Origin of the sequence: Curtobacterium sp. MCSS17_006, from assembly GCF_003234215.1 — a bacterium.
Lineage (GTDB): Bacteria > Actinomycetota > Actinomycetes > Actinomycetales > Microbacteriaceae > Curtobacterium > Curtobacterium flaccumfaciens.
Genome location: NZ_QKSO01000001.1, coordinates 75932 through 91660, shown reverse-complemented (window position 1 = coordinate 91660; position 15729 = coordinate 75932). Strand labels below are relative to the sequence as shown.

Sequence of the window (15729 nt, the reverse complement as noted above, 5' to 3'; positions counted from 1 at the left end):
CCCGGGGTGCGGACCGCCGCCCGCAGCAGATCAGGAGCGGAAGCGGTCCTGCCGTGGGCGCGGGGTCCCGGTCAGCGAGACCACGAGCAGGGTCGCGAGCAGGGCGAAGCCAGCCAGCTCGATGCCCAGGCCGGCGAGCTGCCAGTACGCGCTGCCGACGTGCTGCGGCTGCGTGATCGACTCCGGCCACCACGACTGGATGAGCGGGAACGAGCCCGGGAACGGGTCGAGGCCGAACACGACGAGCCCGCCGAGCAGCATCACAACGCCGAGGCCGGCCATCGCCCCACGGGACCGACGGAGCATGTGCACCACGAGGGCCGCACCCATGCCGGCGAGCCCGACGACGGCGATCAGGAACGCGAGCACCACGATGGTCTGCGGCGCGAGCGCGACCCAGTCCAGCACCGCGATCGGCAGCAGCAGCCACCGACCCGTCCGTGCCCAGCGCGCAGGGTTCCGCCATCCGTCCATGGCGACCGACCGTAGGGCACCCGGCCGAACGCCTGCCGAATGCGGCCAGTGGACCCCGGCGGCAGCGTGCGCTGACTACGATCGGACCCCATGGCGCAGGACCGACCGACCCGGCAGCAGCGGTCGCTCGCGACCCGCACGGCGATCATCGAGGGCGCGGCCGCGGAGTTCGACGAACGCGGGTACGTCGGTGCCTCGATGGACGGCATCGCCGAACGCATCGGGATGACCAAGGGTGCGCTGTACTTCCACTTCACGTCGAAGGCCGACATGGCCGGGGCCGTCGTCGCCGAGCAGCACGCGATCTCGCGCCGCTACGGCGAGGCCGCGGTGGCGCGGGGCACCACCCCGCTCGAGTCGATCATGTGGCTGTGCCAGGGGCTCGCGGTCCAGATGACGTCCGAGGTCGTCGTGAGCGCCGGGGTGCGCCTGTCGACCGACGTGGCCGCGAGCGACGTCGCCCGGCAGGACCCGTACACCGACTGGACCACGGTGGTCGCCGGGTTCGCGCGGCAGGCCGTCGAGGTGGGCGAGCTCGACCCGCGGTGGGACCCGGACCTGGTCGGCCGGGTCGTCGTCCGCGCCTACACCGGCGTGCAGACCGTCTCGGACGTGATGACCCGTCGGGCCGACCTGTTCGCGGGCCTGCGGGAACTCTGGACGGTCCTGCTGGACGCGTTCGTCACCGAACGGCTGCGTCCGGAGATCCCGCGGCTCGTCGCGCTCATCGCTCCGGAGTGACGCGGGTCCCCCCAGGGAAACACCCACGTCACCTCACCTCTGAGACTAGCGAGAAGGGGGTCGCGCCACCGGCCCCAGTTCGCAGGCATGTGTCCGGCGGCCCACTAGCCTGACGCGGTGCCCACACCCGCTGCCGAGGTCGACGTCGACGTCCCGCTCGTCCGGTCCCTGCTGCGCGACCAGCACCCCGACCTGGCCGGGCTCCCGCTCGAGGTCGTCGCGAACGGCTGGGACAACGTCGTGCTGCGCCTGGGCGACGACCTGGCCGTCCGGGTCCCCCGTCGGGAGCTGGCCGCACGGCTCGTCGAACACGAACAGCGCTGGTTGCCGGACATCGCCGCCCGGGTCGGATCGGTCGTCCCGGTGCCTGCCCCGGTGCGCACCGGACGCCCCGCCCTCGGCTACCCGTGGTCGTGGAGCATCGTGCCGTGGCTGCCCGGCACGGCGATCGGTGAACGTGCGGTCGGGGTCCCCGTCGCCGAGGCGCTCGCCGCGTTCGTCGGGCTCCTGCACGTCCCGGCCCCGCACGATGCCCCGGCGAACCCGTTCCGTGCGGTGCCGCTCGCGTCGCGGAGCGACGCCGTGCTGGCGCGACTCGACGAGCACGGCGTGCACCGGGCCGGAGAGCTGGCAGCGCTGTGGCGGACCGCAGCGGCCGTGCCCGCGCACGCCGGGCCTCCCGTCTGGGTGCACGGCGACCTGCACCCCTTCAACCTGCTCGTCGACCCGTCGGACGGAGCCGACCGCCTGTCGGCCGTGATCGACTTCGGGGACGTCACCGCGGGCGACCCGGCCGTCGACCTCGCCACCGCCTGGCTGACGCTCGACGTGCCGGGGCGTTCCGCGTTCCGGGCGCGCGTCGCGGCCCCGGACGCCACCTGGCTGCGCGCACGGGGGTGGGCGGTCGCGCTCGCGTCCGCGCTGGCGACCGCCGACGAACGCGCCTTCCGGAGCGTCGCGCGACGGAGCATCGACGCGGTGCTGGACGACTGAGTCCCCGCGGGGCTATCGTGACCGCACCATCCGTGCACAGCCGATCGGAGGGGCCGCCATGACCCTCGAGCTCCGCGTCCAGCACGACGTCGCCACCGACGCCTCCCCCGCCCCCGTCCGACCCGAGCGACGCGGTCTCCGCGGCCTGCTCGACCGTCTCTCGGACCGCCGCGCCGCCGCCCGCGCGCGACGGGTCGACGACCGGGTCCGCGAACTCGGGGAACTCGTCCACCTGCTCTCCGATGCCCGCGCGGTGGTGGAACGCGGGTGGGTCCAGCACGCCTGGTTCGCCTACCTCGACGAGCACGGCCGCGAGCGCAAGGCCTCCAGTGCCGCCGCGATGGACGTGCAGGGCCGGCCGCTGGTCGGCGCCTGCCTGGTCGGCGCGGTCGTGTCCGCCGCCGGCGGGCCGCACGCGGTGCACGCGCCCCGGGTGCAGCACGCGCTCGACGTCGTGTGGCACGCCCTCGCCCGCGACGAGGGCGAGCCCGTGCTGTGGTGCCCCGCGCCGGACATCCGGATGGGGCGGGTGCGCGACCTGACGAGCTGGAACGACGCCTCGGCACGCACCGGCACCGAGGTCGCCGGCCTGCTGCTGACGGCTGAACGGGTCGCCGTGCAGGAGTCGACGCGCCTGCAGGAGCTCCGGGTGGCACGATCGGGGGCATGAGCGACGTCGAAGCGGTCCCCGAGGTGCACCCCGCGAGCACCAGCACCCTGGCCGCGAGCGGCAACGCCCTGCTGTCGGACGAAGGGGCCACGCGGGACTCCGCCGGTGCGGCGGCGGCGGACGGCGCGGACGCCGCTGCCGCCGACGCCGCGGTGAAGCGGACGCTGCACCGGTACCTGCAGAAGCACCGTGCGGCCCTGCTGGCGAAGCTCGACGGGCTGGCCGAGCGGCAGGCCCGCTGGCCCGTGACGCCCACGGGCACGAACGTCCTCGGGCTCGTGAAGCACGTCGCCGGGGTGCAGGCCGGCTACTTCGGCGAGGTGTTCGGGCGGCCGTTGCCGGACCAGCCCGCCTGGCTCGAGTCGGAGGACGGCGAGGACATGTACGCCTCGCTCGACGAGACCATGGCCGACATCGTGGCCTTCCACCACCGGAGTGCCGAACACGCCGACGCCACGATCGAGGCGCTCGACCTCACCGCCACCGGGACCGTGCCGTGGTGGCCGGAGGGGCACCGGGAGGTCACGCTGCACCGGATCCTGGTGCACATGGCGTACGAGACCGCCCGGCACGCGGGGCACGCCGACATCGTGCGCGAGATGCTCGACGGCCTGGCCGGGGACGGTGACGGCAACCTGGCCGACAAGTCCCCGGAGGAATGGGTCCGGTGGCGTGAGCAGCTCGTCGACATCGCGGAGCGAGCGGGGTTGCGCGACATCGACGCATAGCCGAGCAGGCAGACCGATCGTTACCGTTCTCCCAGGCTCGGCGTGGTGAACCACACCTGACCTGGGGTTATTCTCCTCGCAACCGCAAGGGAAACCGTCGTCTCGGTGGGGTTGCGTTGTACAACCGGTCCAGCTGCTGCGTAGCTTTGGCCGAGCTCGTGCCCCGATCTGTGGGCAGTTCAGCCGACCGGAAGGGGAGCGCCCACCCGTGTTCCAGTACGTCGTGGAGCGATGGAACCAGATCTGGTTCGCATCGTGGCAGCACTTCTCACTGGTCGTCCAGTGCGTCGTCCTCGCCACGGTCATCGCCGTGGTGCTCGCCACACTCGTCTACCGCAGCCCGCGCCTGACCGCGTTCGCGAACGGGGTGTCGGCCATCGGCCTCACCCTGCCGTCGTTCGCCGTCATCGGCCTGCTCATCGTCCCGCTCGGCTTCGGCGTCCTGCCGTCGGTCGTGACGGTCGTCTTCTTCGCCGCGCTGCCGATCCTGCGCAACGCGGTCGTCGGTCTCGCCGAGATCCCGCCTGCCGTCGTCGAGTCGGCGCGCGGCATCGGCATGAGCCGGTTCCGCACCCTGCTGCAGGTCGAGCTGCCGATGGCGTGGCCGATCATCCTGAGCGGTGTCCGCGTGGCCGCGCAGATGGTGATGGGCATCGCCGCCATCGCCGCGTACGCGCTCGGCCCCGGGCTCGGCGGCTTCATCTTCTCCGGGCTGTCCCGCCTCGGCGGCGCCAACGCCCTGTTCTCCGTCGTGGTCGGGGTGGTCGGCGTCGTCCTGCTCGCCCTGGTCCTCGACCTGCTCCTCATCGGCCTCGGCCGCCTGACTATCTCGAGAGGTATCCGTGTCCAGCACTGACTCCGCCACCACCACCGCGCCCGACGGGGACGTCACCGGGCGCAGCATCCTGCTCGACGAGGTCACCAAGCGGTACCCCGGGCAGTCGAAGCCCGCCGTCGACGGCATCACGCTCGAGATCCCGGCCGGCAAGATCGTCATGCTCGTCGGCCCGTCCGGCTGTGGCAAGACGACGACCCTCAAGATGATCAACCGTCTGATCGAGCCCACCCAGGGCCGGATCGTCGTCGGCGACGACGACGTCACGGGCATCGACGGCGACGAGCTCCGCCGCCGCATGGGCTACGTGATCCAGGCCGGCGGGCTCTTCCCGCACATGACGGTCGCGGCGAACATCGCGATCGTGCCGAAGATGCTCGGCTGGTCGAAGGAGAAGATCGCGGCGCGTGTCGACGAGCTGCTCGACCTGGTCTCGCTCGACCCCGACACCTACCGCGACCGGTTCCCCCGCGAACTCTCCGGTGGCCAGCAGCAGCGCGTCGGCGTGGCCCGTGCGCTCGCGGCGGACCCGCCCGTCCTGCTCATGGACGAGCCGTTCGGCGCCGTCGACCCGATCACCCGCCAGCGCCTGCAGGACGAGCTCCTGCGCATCCAGGAGGAACTGCACAAGACGATCGTCATCGTCACGCACGACTTCGACGAGGCCGTGAAGCTCGGTGACTGGATCGTCATCTTCACCGAGGGTGCGCACATCGTGCAGTACGACACCCCGGAGCGGATCCTGGCCGAGCCGGCGAACGAGTTCGTCGAGAACTTCATCGGTTCCGGTGCCGGCCTGAAGCAGCTCACGCTGAACCGCGTGCGCGACGTCGAGGTCGAGTCGGCCGTGACCTGCTCGCCCGGCGAAGAGGTCAAGGCCGTGCTGCAGCGGATGAACGAGGCCGGCGGGCACCAGCACGCCGTCGTCGTCGACCACCGCCAGCGCCCGATCGGGTGGCCGTCGCGCCGACAGCTCGAGCGCCTCGACCGCATCCCCGACGGCGTCGAGCCCGGCCTGCCCGTCGTGGGCGAGGCAGCGACGCTCAACGACGCGCTCGACACCATGCTCGTCTCGAGCGCCGGCGCCGCACTCGTCACCGGTCGTCGTGACGCGTTCCGCGGGGTCATCACCGTCGAGACCGTGATGGAGGCGATCACCCGCTCCCGCGCGACCGCCGCAGGCGACCAGGCCTACACGCCGGTCGGCACGAACACGAACCCGATCGAGACCATGCCGTCGTCACCGGTGTCGGCCATGCCCACCGGAGAAGACCTGTGAGCGCAGTCGCCGTCGCCGGCCCCGCCACCGGTGCACGCACCTCGTGGAAGGGCCTGCTGTTCCAGCCGATCGCGATCCTGGTCGTCCTGGCCGGCTTCGCGGTGTGGCTCGCGACGGCGGACCTGACCCCCACGGAGCGCACGACGCTCAACCCTGCGGACATCCTGGCGCTCACCGGCCAGCACCTCGTGCTGACCCTGCAGTCGACGGTCCTGGTGCTCGTGATCGGCATCCCGCTGGGCGTCGTGCTCACCCGCGGGCCGCTGCGCCGGGCGAGCCCGTACGTGCTCGCCGTCGCGAACTTCGGGCAGGCGGCCCCGGCCGTCGGCCTCATCGTGCTGCTCGCCGCCTGGCTCGGTCTGAACTCGCGGTCCGTCGTCGTCGCGCTCGTGCTCTACGCGATCCTGCCGGTGCTCCGGAACACCATGATCGGCGTGCAGAGCGTCGACGCCCGACTGGTCGAGGCCGGTCGCGGCATGGGCATGAGCGCCTTCAGCGTGCTGATGCGCGTCGAACTGCCGCTCGCGGTGCCCGTGATGCTCTCGGGCATCCGGACCGCGCTCGTGCTGCTCGTCGGCACGGCGAGCCTGGCCACCTTCGTCGGTGCGGGCGGACTCGGTCTGCTCATCACCACGGGCGTGACGCTGTTCCTGCCGAAGCTCCTGGTCGCCGGGGCCCTGCTCGTCGCCCTGCTCGCCCTCTCCATCGACTGGCTCGGCCGCGTGGTCGAGACGGTCGCACGACCGAAGGGACTCCGATGACCCGCCGCACACGCAGCACCCGCCGCACCCGCACCCGGGTCGGAGCCGCCGCGTTCGTCGCCGGTGCCACCGCCCTCGTCCTGACCGGGTGCGGCCTTCAGCCCGCGACGTCGTTCGTGCCCGAGGCCGGCGCCGGCTCCATCCAGCGCATCGACGACCTGCCGGCCGGCGCCCACATCACCGTGACGTCGAAGAACTTCACCGAGCAGCTCGTGCTCGGCAAGATCGCCGTGCTCGCCGCCAAGGCCGCCGGGTTCGACGTCACCGACGAGACGAACGTGCCCGGCAGCGTCGCGGTCCGTGAGCTGATGACCTCGCACGCGGCCGACTTCACGTACGAGTACACCGGTACCGCTTGGCTGACCTTCATGGGTCACACGAAGGGGATCCCGGACAAGACCGAGCAGTGGACGGCGGTGAAGAAGGAGGACGCCGGCAACGGGCTGACGTGGCTCGAACCCGCGCCGATGAACAACACCTACGCGTTCGCCGTCCGCAACGAGGCCGTCAAGGATCTCGGGGACGTCAAGACACTCTCCGACATCACCAAGCTGCCGGTCGACCAGCGCACGTTCTGCGTCGAGTCGGAGTTCAACTCCCGTGCCGACGGCTTCAAGCCGATGCTCAAGAAGTACGGCTTGGAGCTCGGTGGTTCGGGGTCGAACGGGGTGCCGAGCAGCAACGTCAGCATCCTCGACACCGGCACGGTCTACACGGCCACCGACCGGGGCAAGTGCAACTTCGGCGAGGTCTTCACCACCGACGGCCGCATCAAGTCGCTCGGGCTGACGGTGCTCGAGGACGACAAGGGGTTCTTCCCGGCGTACAACGTCGCGCCCGTCATCGACTCGAAGACACTCAAGGAGTACCCGCAGCTCGAGGGGATCTACGACCAGATCTCGCCGAAGCTCACGGACGCGGTGCTGCAGGAGCTGAACCGTCAGGTCGACGTCGAGGGACGTGAGCCGGCGGACGTCGCCTTCGACTGGATGGTCAAGGAGGGCTTCATCACGAAGCCCTGACCGTTCTCGACGCACCCACGAACGGACGGGAGGCGCGGTGCCAGCTGGCACCGTGCCTCCCCTGCGTTCGTGGGCGCGTCTCAGGCCGCGGCGATGCGCGCAGCCGTGTCGCGGATCGACGCGACCACCGCGGCCCGCACCTGCTCCGGGTCGGAGCCCTCGTGCCGAGCGGCACTGCGCAAGCCCGTCATGCACATGCCGAGCAGCATCTCGGCCGCCTGCGGGGTCGCGGCTTCCGGGCCCCAGGCCGGGTCGCGTTCGAGGATCGTGCGCACCGCGCCGGTCATCGCCTCGGCGACCGTGGTCATCCGCGCGACCTGCCGACGCATCAGCTGCGGGAACCGCACGATGACGGCCTTGCGCTCGAGCCGCTCGTGCTCGTCGCCGAACGACGACCCGAACACCAGGAACGCCAGGTCCACGACGGCCTGCGCCGCCGGCTCCCCCGCGACGGCCGCCAGGTGCGCCTCGAGGGTGGCGGGTTCGAGGTCGAGCTCGGTGTGCCCGAGGACCGCGTCCTCCTTGCTCTCGAAGTAGTTGAAGAACGTCCGCGGGGAGACGTCGGCCCGAGCGGCGATCTGCTCGATCGTGGTGCCGTCGACGCCCTGCTCGAGGGCCAGGGACCGAGCCGCCTCGGCGATGCGGTTGCGGGTCTCGATGCGCTTGCGGTCACGGAGACCGAGTTCTGACGGCGTCGCGGAGTCGGGCATGGCCCGACTGTAACCGGAACGTCACATGATCTACAGCAAACGCAAACTTGCAGTCGTGCATCGGACACTACGGTGAACCCATGACCACTCCCGTGCTCGAGGCCCGTGACCTCGCCAGGACCTACGGCCGCGGCGCGACGCGGTTCGACGCGCTCAAGGGGGTGTCGCTGGCGGTGCACCAGGGCGAGAGCCTGGCGATCGTCGGCAAGTCCGGCTCCGGCAAGTCAACGCTGATGCACCTGCTCGCACTGCTCGACAAGCCGTCGGCCGGACAGGTGCTGCTCGACGGCACCGACGCTGCGACGCTCGGTGCGCGGCAGGTCAACCGCACCCGGAACAGCACCTTCGGGTTCGTGTTCCAGCAGTTCTTCCTGACGCCGAAGACCTCGGTGCTCGACAACGTCGTGCTCCCGCTCAAGATCGCCGGTGTCTCCGGAGCCGAGCGGAAGCGCCGGGGCATGGCGGCGCTCGACGCCCTCGGGCTGGCCGACAAGGCCAAGAACGACGCCAACGACCTGTCCGGTGGCCAGAAGCAGCGCGTGGTCATCGCCCGGGCGCTGGTCGGTGAGCCGAGCGTGATCTTCGCCGACGAGCCCACCGGCAACCTCGACACGAACACCGGACAGGTGGTCGAGGACATGCTGTTCGGGCTGCAGCGCGAGCGGGGGATCACGCTCGTCGTGGTCACGCACGACGAAGAGCTCGCCGCACGCTGCGACCGCAGCGTGAACGTCCGCGACGGCCTGATCGTCGGCGGACCCGACGACGCGGTCGATGCGTCTGCCACGCACGGAAGGCACTCCGCATGAACTTCCTCGACCTCCTGCGCACCGCGGTCTCGAACACCTTCCGCTCGAAGCTGCGCACGACCCTGACCGTCATCGCGATCTTCATCGGCGCCTTCACGATCACGCTCACCTCGGCCATCGGCACGGGCGTCAGCAACTACATCGACAGCCAGGTCTCCTCGATCGGCGACGACGGCACCCTGGTCGTCACGAAGGCCGTGGACTCCACCTCGACCGACAGTGGCCCGGCGAAGTACGACCCCGAGGCGTCCGGTCAGAGCGTCGACCGCGGCCCGGCGTCGTTCTCGTACCTGTCGCAGTCCGACGTCGACGCGATCGAGAAGACGGACGGCATCAAGAGCCTCCGCCCCGCGGTCGCCCTCGCACCGAAGTACGCCGAGTACGGCGACCAGGGCAAGTACGTCGTGTCGCTCACCGCCAACGCCGGCGAGCTCGACGCCGACCTGGCGAGCGGCAAGCAGCTCGACGACGAGACCGACGCCAACCAGGTGATGCTGCCGACCGACTACCTGAAGAACATGGGCCTCGGCAGCGCGTCGGCCGCCGTCGGCAAGGAGCTCACGTTCGCCGTCGACGACTACCAGGGCAAGGCGCACACGCTCACCGCCACCGTCGTCGGGGTGCAGAACGAGTCGCTGTTCGGCAGCGGTGCGGGGGCGAACGCCGCGTTGACCGACGCCATGCAGGCCGCGCAGGAGATCGGCAAGCCCGACTCGATCGCGACGTCCTACGCCAGCGCCACCGCGACGCTCGACGCCGACGCCTCCGTCACCACGGTCAAGAAGTCCCTGGCCGACGACGGGTTCCTCGGTCAGACCATCCAGGACCAGCTCGGTCAGTTCCAGACCGTGATCAGCGGCATCGTCGGGGTCCTGAACGCCTTCGCCGTGATCGCGCTCGTCGCTGCCGGCTTCGGCATCATCAACACCCTGCTCATGAGCGTGCAGGAGCGCACGCGCGAGATCGGCCTGATGAAGGCGATGGGCATGGGTGGCGGCAAGGTCTACACGCTGTTCTCGCTCGAGGCGGTGTTCATCGGGTTCCTCGGCAGCGCCATCGGTGCCGGGGTCGCGATCCTGCTCGGCACCGGGATCTCGAACGTCCTGGCCGGCACGCTCCTCAAGGACCTGCCGGGGCTGCAGATCATGCAGTTCGCGCCGGGGTCCGTCGCCACGATCATCCTCGTCGTGATGTTCATCGCGTTCCTGGCGGGCACCCTGCCGGCACGACGAGCCGCTCGGCAGAACCCGATCGAGGCGCTCCGGTACGAGTGACAGGCAGGGCTGCCTAGTGTCGGAACGGTGACGACGTTCGGACGCGACCTCGGTGACGGCTACACGCTGACGCTGCGCGACCTGACGACGGTCGACCAGGTGCTCGCACTCGTGCACGCCAACACCGACCGTCTGCGCGCCGCCGAGCCCTGGGCATGGGACCCCCAGACCCGCGAGGCCATCGACCTGCACACCGAGCGGCTGCTCGGCCAGTTCGCGATGGACCGCGCGCTGCCCTGCGTCATCCGCGCGGACGATCGCATCGTCGGGGTGGCCTCGCTGACGTTCGACCCGTACCTGGGCCAGGCATCGCTCGGCTACTGGGTGGACGCCGGACAGGAGGGCCGTGGTGTCGTCCGGCGGGCGGCCACCGTGCTGATCGGGGTCGCCCGGGCGCGCGGGTCTGCACGGATGGAGATCCGGACGGCGGTCGACAACGCGCGGAGCAGAGGACTCGCCGAGCGGCTCGGCTTCGCGCACGAGGGCACCCTGCGCGGCGCGCTGCCCCTCGGCCCCGAGCGGGTCGACGTCGCGGTGTACGGCCTGCTGCTCTGACGCCCGTCGCCGTCGTGCAGGCCGACCGACACCGGTCGCCGGTATCGTCGGTATCGTCGGAGCATGGCCTTGTTCGGACGACGCAACCACGACGTGCGCGATCGACCCATCAGCCAGGTCGAACTGAAGCGGGCGGTCGACGAGGGCTTCCTCATCGCGAAGGCCGCCGTCACCATCGCGGTGGCCAACCGCATCATCACGAACGCCCTGCGTGACCAGGGGTACTTCGACCACGCGCTCATCGCCGAGGCCACGCGCGAGGAACTCCACCGCATGGCCGAGGAACAGCGGGGCGACGCCGCACGCATGCGGGAGATCCGCTCCACCTCGAGCAAGCAGAAGGGCCGTTCCCGCCACCAGCACGACTACCGGCGGGGCGACGACCTGAAGCTCCGGATGCGCGAGGCCACGTACGAGCAGCTCGCCACCATGCTCGACAAGCGGCGCGACGACCAGCACTTCGTCGACGGCATCGTGCTCGCCGCGCGGGCCCGCGCCTGGGACGACATCGGCACCACCGTCGTCGGGCGGCTCGGCTGGGCCCAGCGCCCGGCCGACGACTACGAGATCGGCCGTGACGACCGGCTGCAGCAGATGCTCGACGAGGACTTCGCCGCGTTGCTCGCCGAGCACCCGGTCGGATCGACCCCGGTCGACGCCGACGAGCCCGACGACGCCGACGGTGACCAGGACGAGTCGGACCCGGCTGATCCCGACACCTCGCGCACCTGACCGGTACTTGATATACCGGGGCATCTTCGATACGCTCATCGAGTAACGCCCCAGGACCATTCGGCTCGCCGGACTCCTGGGGCGATTGCTGTCTCAGAGGGGTGCGACGAGGGGCGCGATGATCGAACGATCGACCCCGACGCAGCAGCGTTCATCACCGGTGCGCACCGTATCGACGACGTCCTGGATCGGAAGCGAGTGGCGGTGTCGACAGGCGCCTCGGTGATCTGACCGACACCACACGCAGTCACGAGTCCCTAGGCTCGGTGCATGGTTGATGCGGTGGTCGTCGGAGCGGGACCGAACGGGCTCGCGGCAGCGGTGACGCTCGCACGCGCCGGACTGTCGGTCGAGGTCGTCGAACGGAACGACACCATCGGCGGCGGCGCCCGGACGGCCGAGCTCACCCTGCCCGGCTTCCTGCACGACGTCTGCTCCGCCGTGCACCCGATGGCCCTGCAGTCCGAGTTCTTCCGACTGTTCCGGATGGAGGAGCGCATCGAACTCCGCCTGCCCGAGGTGCAGTACGGCCACCCGCTCGACGGCGGCCGCGCCGGCATCGCCTACCAGGACCTCGACCGCACCGCCGCCGAGCTCGGGGTGGACGGGCCGGCCTTCAAGCAGCTGATGGCCCCGCTGGCGGAGAACGCCGACCAGGTCGCCGACTTCGCGACCGACGCGCTGCTGCACGTGCCGCGGCACCCCCTGACGGTTCTGCGCTTCGGTCTGCGGGCGCTCGAGCAGGGCACCGCCGCGTGGAACCTGCGCTTCCGCGGCGAGGCCGCCCCGGCGATGGTGTCCGGCGTCGCGGCGCACTCGATCCAGCACCTGCCGTCCCTTTCCACCGCGGCGGCGGCACTGTCACTCGGCTCGTACGCGCACGCCCGCGGCTGGCCGGTGCCGATCGGCGGCAGCCAGGCGATCGTCGACGCGCTCGCGGCCGACCTCGTCGCGCACGGCGGCCGCATCGTCACCGGGCAGGAGGTCCGATCGCTCGGTGACCTCACCCCGGCGAAGGCGGTGCTGTTCGACACGAGCGTGCCGGGCATGCTCCGGATCGCGGGCAAGCAGATCCCGACCCCGAAGCGCGGTGCACTGCGTCGCTTCCGGTTCGGCAACGCGGCGGCGAAGGTCGACTTCGCGCTGTCCGACCCGGTGCCGTGGACCAACGAGTCGCTGCGGAAGGCCGGGACCGTGCACATCGGCGGGACCCGCCAGGAGATCGCGGAGGCCGAACGGGCGGTGGCGCACGGGCAGCACGCCGAGCGCCCGTACGTGCTCGGGGCGGAGCCGACCGTGGTGGACCCGACCCGCGCCCCGAAGGGCAAGCACGTCTTCTGGGCCTACGCGCACGTCCCGGCGGGGTCGGACGTCGACCCGACCGCGGCCGTCACCCGCCAGATCGAGCGGTTCGCGCCGGGGTTCCGCGACACGATCCTGTCGTCGAGCTCCCGCACCGCCGTGCAGATGGGCGAGTACAACCCGAACTACGTCGGTGGCGACATCGCCGCCGGTGCCGCGAGCTTCTGGCAGCTCGTCAAGCGCCCCGTCCTGTCCAGCGACCCGTGGCGGATGGGCGGCGGCATGTACCTGTGCTCCGAGTCCTCCGCGCCCGGCCCCGGCGTGCACGGGATGGCCGGGTGGCACGCGGCGAAGAGCGCACTCCGGCACACCTTCGGCCTGCCGGAGGACGTCGACCTCACCCCGGAAGGCTGATCACCATGGCGAAGAACGTCCGCATCCTGCACTGCCGTCCCGAAGCCGTCTTCGACGTGCTCGGCGACGGGTGGCTCTACACGACCTGGGTGGTCGGGGCCTCGCGCATGCGCAAGGAGGAGTCCGGCTGGCCGCAGGTCGGCACCCACCTGCACCACTCGTTCGGCGCGTGGCCGATCGTCATCAACGACGTCACGACGTCGCTGGTGTGGGAGCCGCCGCACCGCATGGTCATCCAGCCGAAGGGCTGGCCCATCGGCGAGGCCCGCGTCGAACTGACGGTCGAACCGCACCGGCACGGCAGCAAGGTCACGATCACCGAGAACGCGGTGGCCGGGCCTGGTTCGTACGTGCCCGACTTCCTCATGCAGCCGCTCATCTGGATCCGCAACCGCGAGACGCTCCGCCGCCTCGAGTGGGTGGCCGTCGGGCGCGCGGCGAACGCCTGAGACGTCCCACGAGACGGACGGGAGGCCCGTGGCGGTGCCGCCACGTCCCTCCCGTCACGGCCGTCGTGCCGCTGGCGCGTCACGCCGGAACCGGCGGGTGGGGCCCACCTCCCGTCCGCCCTGTGGGTGCGTCGACTACTCGGCGCGCGAGAACTCGCTGGCCCGCGCCACCTGGTCGTCGGTCAGGGCGACGCCCGTGTACCGCTCGAACTGGCGGGCTGCCTGCAGGGCGATGACCTCGGCGCCGGTGATGACGTGCTTGTCGGCGTCGCGGCCCGCCCGCACGAGCGGGGTCTCCGACGGGAACGCGACCACGTCGAAGACGGTGTGCGCCGCCTCGATCCGTTCCGGCGCGAAGGCGAGTGCGTCCTGCTGGTCGCCGCGCATGCCGAGCGGGGTGACGTTGACGACCAGGTCGGTCTCCCCCGCTTCCCGCTCGTCGGCGACCCACTCGTAGCCGTACTGCGATGCGAGGGCCGGGCCGGTCTGCTCGTTGCGGGCGACGACCGTCAACCGGTCGAAGCCGGCACCGCGGAACGCCGCCGTGACGGCCTTGGCCATGCCGCCCGAGCCGCGGAGCAGCACGCGCGAAGCCGGGTCGACCTCGTGGGACCCGAGCAGGGCGGCGATCGCCTCGTAGTCGGTGTTCGACGCGGTGAGCACGCCGTCGTCGTTCACGACCGTGTTGACCGACTGGATCGCGGCGGCGGAGTCCTCGATGTGGTCGACCAGCGGGATGATCGCCTCCTTGAAGGGCATCGACACGGAGCAACCGCGGATCCCGAGCGCACGGATGCCGGCGACGGCGCCGGGCAGGTCGGTCGTGGTGAACGCCTTGTACAGGAAGTTGAGGCCGAGCTCGTCGTACAGGTAGTTGTGGAACCGGGTGCCGATGTTGCTCGGTCGCGCGGCCAGCGACATGCAGACCTGCATGTCCTTGTTCAGGATGGGCATGCCCCCAGTCTCGCACCCTCTCCCTTTCGCGTCCTCGCAGGGATGGAGCGGTCCACGCAGACCGTGTACCGCGCGCCGGGGTAGCGTCGGTGCCGATGACTGATATCCCGGAGACCATGCGCGCTGTCCGCTTCGACGAGTGGGGTGACCGATCGGTCCTGCACGTCGCCGAGGTGCCCGTTCCCGAGGTGACGCCCGGGCGGGTGCTCGTCCGCGTCCGCGCCGCGGGCATCAACCCCGGTGAGTCCGCCATCCGCCAGGGCGCGTTCGGTGGCGACCTGCCGTCCGGGCAGGGCACCGACTTCGCCGGCATCGTGGTGGCCGTCGGGGCCGAAGTCGACGGCGTCGACGAGGGCGAAGAGGTCATCGGCTGGTCGTGGGACCGCGCGAGCCAGGCCGAGTACGTCTCCGTGCCGGCCGTCCAGGTCGTCCAGAAGCCACGCCTGCTCGACTGGACCGTGGCGGGTGGCCTCGACGTCATCGCGACCACCGCGGCCGCGGCCGTCCGTGCGGTCGATCCGCGTCCGGGCGAGACCGTCGTGGTGTCCGGCGCCGCGGGCGGGGTCGGCGGCTTCGTCACCCAGCTGCTCGCGAACGAGGGCATCGACGTCATCGCCGTCGCGTCCGAGGCGAACCACGAGTGGCTCCGTTCCAAGCGTGCACGGCCGGTCGCGTACGGCGACGGGCTGCAGGAGCGCATCACCGAACTCGCGACGAACGGCGTCGACGCCGTGATCGACACCCACGGCGCCGAGTACGTCCGGCTCGGCATCGCCCTCGGGGTACCGGTCGACCGCATCGAGACGATCATCGCGTTCGACGAGGCCGCCGAGGTCGGGGCGAAGGCCTCGGGCAGCGCGGACACCGCCGACCCGGAGATCCTCGGGGCGCTCGCCCTCGAGGTCGCGAACGGTGCGATCGAGGTGCCCGTCGCCGCGACCTACCCGCTCGACCGCGTGCAGGACGCCTTCGAGGAGCTCGAGCAGGGCCACACCCGCGGCAAGATCGTCCTCATCCCCTGATCCCA

General features: G+C 71.2%; 18 protein-coding genes. 15 read left to right on the top strand and 3 right to left on the bottom strand.

Features of this window, described 5'->3' with window-relative positions:
• Positions 1-30: 30 nt before the first annotated feature.
• Positions 31-474: a disulfide bond formation protein B gene (locus DEJ21_RS00475; protein WP_111028891.1), complete on the bottom strand. Its 444-nt coding sequence runs from the start codon at positions 472-474 to the stop codon at positions 31-33.
• 90 nt (positions 475-564) lie between these two features.
• Between DEJ21_RS00475 and DEJ21_RS00470 the strand changes: the two genes are divergently transcribed.
• The 8 genes from DEJ21_RS00470 (at position 565) to DEJ21_RS00435 (ending at position 7503) form a co-directional block, all read left to right on the top strand.
• Positions 565-1215 (top strand): ScbR family autoregulator-binding transcription factor, encoded by a 651-nt coding sequence (locus DEJ21_RS00470; RefSeq protein ID WP_111023391.1) that lies wholly within the window; start codon positions 565-567, stop codon positions 1213-1215.
• A gap of 117 nt (positions 1216-1332) precedes the next feature.
• Complete coding sequence (locus DEJ21_RS00465; protein ID WP_111223369.1) at positions 1333-2208, top strand: aminoglycoside phosphotransferase family protein; 876 nt, start codon at positions 1333-1335, stop codon at positions 2206-2208.
• 58 nt (positions 2209-2266) lie between these two features.
• A complete protein-coding gene (locus DEJ21_RS00460; protein WP_111223368.1) occupies positions 2267-2878 on the top strand; it encodes a hypothetical protein in 612 nt (203 codons plus the stop codon).
• Positions 2875-3606: a DinB family protein gene (locus tag DEJ21_RS00455; protein WP_111223367.1), complete on the top strand. Its 732-nt coding sequence runs from the start codon at positions 2875-2877 to the stop codon at positions 3604-3606. Before DEJ21_RS00460 ends, DEJ21_RS00455 begins: the two co-directional genes overlap by 4 nt.
• A 208-nt stretch (positions 3607-3814) precedes the next feature.
• A complete protein-coding gene (locus DEJ21_RS00450; RefSeq protein WP_071245638.1) occupies positions 3815-4462 on the top strand; it encodes an ABC transporter permease in 648 nt (215 codons plus the stop codon).
• Complete coding sequence (locus DEJ21_RS00445) at positions 4449-5720, top strand: ABC transporter ATP-binding protein (protein WP_017887899.1); 1272 nt, start codon at positions 4449-4451, stop codon at positions 5718-5720. The genes DEJ21_RS00450 and DEJ21_RS00445 overlap by 14 nt, the downstream gene beginning before the upstream one ends.
• Positions 5717-6481 carry an ABC transporter permease gene (locus DEJ21_RS00440; protein ID WP_111223366.1) on the top strand — a complete coding sequence of 255 codons (765 nt, stop codon included), beginning with the start codon at positions 5717-5719 and terminating at the stop codon, positions 6479-6481. Before DEJ21_RS00445 ends, DEJ21_RS00440 begins: the two co-directional genes overlap by 4 nt.
• Positions 6478-7503 (top strand): glycine betaine ABC transporter substrate-binding protein, encoded by a 1026-nt coding sequence (locus DEJ21_RS00435; protein ID WP_111223365.1) that lies wholly within the window; start codon positions 6478-6480, stop codon positions 7501-7503. Before DEJ21_RS00440 ends, DEJ21_RS00435 begins: the two co-directional genes overlap by 4 nt.
• An 80-nt stretch (positions 7504-7583) precedes the next feature.
• Here the strand turns inward: DEJ21_RS00435 and DEJ21_RS00430 are convergent, their stop codons facing one another.
• Complete coding sequence (locus tag DEJ21_RS00430; protein WP_111038413.1) at positions 7584-8213, bottom strand: TetR/AcrR family transcriptional regulator; 630 nt, start codon at positions 8211-8213, stop codon at positions 7584-7586.
• 80 nt (positions 8214-8293) lie between these two features.
• Between DEJ21_RS00430 and DEJ21_RS00425 the strand changes: the two genes are divergently transcribed.
• The 6 genes from DEJ21_RS00425 (at position 8294) to DEJ21_RS00400 (ending at position 13748) form a co-directional block, all read left to right on the top strand.
• Positions 8294-9022, top strand: a complete 729-nt coding sequence (locus DEJ21_RS00425) for an ABC transporter ATP-binding protein (RefSeq protein ID WP_031260145.1) — start codon at positions 8294-8296, stop codon at positions 9020-9022.
• A complete protein-coding gene (locus tag DEJ21_RS00420) occupies positions 9019-10296 on the top strand; it encodes an ABC transporter permease (RefSeq protein WP_111223364.1) in 1278 nt (425 codons plus the stop codon). Before DEJ21_RS00425 ends, DEJ21_RS00420 begins: the two co-directional genes overlap by 4 nt.
• Positions 10297-10323: 27 nt before the next feature.
• On the top strand, positions 10324-10851 hold the full coding sequence (locus DEJ21_RS00415; RefSeq protein ID WP_181435737.1) for a GNAT family N-acetyltransferase: 528 nt from the start codon (positions 10324-10326) through the stop codon (positions 10849-10851).
• 63 nt (positions 10852-10914) lie between these two features.
• Positions 10915-11583, top strand: coding sequence for a hypothetical protein (locus DEJ21_RS00410; protein ID WP_111223362.1), 669 nt, complete (start codon positions 10915-10917; stop codon positions 11581-11583).
• A 270-nt stretch (positions 11584-11853) separates the two neighbouring features.
• Positions 11854-13299: an NAD(P)/FAD-dependent oxidoreductase gene (locus tag DEJ21_RS00405; protein ID WP_111223361.1), complete on the top strand. Its 1446-nt coding sequence runs from the start codon at positions 11854-11856 to the stop codon at positions 13297-13299.
• 5 nt (positions 13300-13304) lie between these two features.
• A complete protein-coding gene (locus DEJ21_RS00400) occupies positions 13305-13748 on the top strand; it encodes an SRPBCC family protein (protein ID WP_027466826.1) in 444 nt (147 codons plus the stop codon).
• 135 nt (positions 13749-13883) lie between these two features.
• On the opposite strand, the gene DEJ21_RS00395 is transcribed toward DEJ21_RS00400, so the two are convergent.
• The gene (locus DEJ21_RS00395; protein ID WP_111223360.1) at positions 13884-14702 is read right to left on the bottom strand and encodes a shikimate 5-dehydrogenase; all 819 of its coding nucleotides are present in this window, start codon (positions 14700-14702) and stop codon (positions 13884-13886) included.
• A gap of 95 nt (positions 14703-14797) precedes the next feature.
• Between DEJ21_RS00395 and DEJ21_RS00390 the strand changes: the two genes are divergently transcribed.
• Positions 14798-15724, top strand: a complete 927-nt coding sequence (locus DEJ21_RS00390; RefSeq protein WP_250897548.1) for an NADP-dependent oxidoreductase — start codon at positions 14798-14800, stop codon at positions 15722-15724.
• Positions 15725-15729 lie beyond the last annotated feature (5 nt).

Bases quoted from the DNA above. Each gene is read 5' to 3' on its own strand.
- DEJ21_RS00430 (WP_111038413.1), bottom strand. From the start codon at position 8,213: ATGCCCGACTCCGCGACGCCGTCAGAACTCGGTCTCCGTGACCGCAAG.
- DEJ21_RS00400 (WP_027466826.1), top strand. From the start codon at position 13,305: ATGGCGAAGAACGTCCGCATCCTGCACTGCCGTCCCGAAGCCGTCTTC.
- DEJ21_RS00405 (WP_111223361.1), top strand. From the start codon at position 11,854: ATGGTTGATGCGGTGGTCGTCGGAGCGGGACCGAACGGGCTCGCGGCA.
- DEJ21_RS00455 (WP_111223367.1), top strand. From the start codon at position 2,875: ATGAGCGACGTCGAAGCGGTCCCCGAGGTGCACCCCGCGAGCACCAGC.
- DEJ21_RS00435 (WP_111223365.1), top strand. From the start codon at position 6,478: ATGACCCGCCGCACACGCAGCACCCGCCGCACCCGCACCCGGGTCGGA.
- DEJ21_RS00395 (WP_111223360.1), bottom strand. From the start codon at position 14,702: ATGCCCATCCTGAACAAGGACATGCAGGTCTGCATGTCGCTGGCCGCG.
- DEJ21_RS00420 (WP_111223364.1), top strand. From the start codon at position 9,019: ATGAACTTCCTCGACCTCCTGCGCACCGCGGTCTCGAACACCTTCCGC.
- DEJ21_RS00475 (WP_111028891.1), bottom strand. From the start codon at position 474: ATGGACGGATGGCGGAACCCTGCGCGCTGGGCACGGACGGGTCGGTGG.
- DEJ21_RS00410 (WP_111223362.1), top strand. From the start codon at position 10,915: ATGGCCTTGTTCGGACGACGCAACCACGACGTGCGCGATCGACCCATC.
- DEJ21_RS00460 (WP_111223368.1), top strand. From the start codon at position 2,267: ATGACCCTCGAGCTCCGCGTCCAGCACGACGTCGCCACCGACGCCTCC.
- DEJ21_RS00390 (WP_250897548.1), top strand. From the start codon at position 14,798: ATGACTGATATCCCGGAGACCATGCGCGCTGTCCGCTTCGACGAGTGG.
- DEJ21_RS00425 (WP_031260145.1), top strand. From the start codon at position 8,294: ATGACCACTCCCGTGCTCGAGGCCCGTGACCTCGCCAGGACCTACGGC.
- DEJ21_RS00470 (WP_111023391.1), top strand. From the start codon at position 565: ATGGCGCAGGACCGACCGACCCGGCAGCAGCGGTCGCTCGCGACCCGC.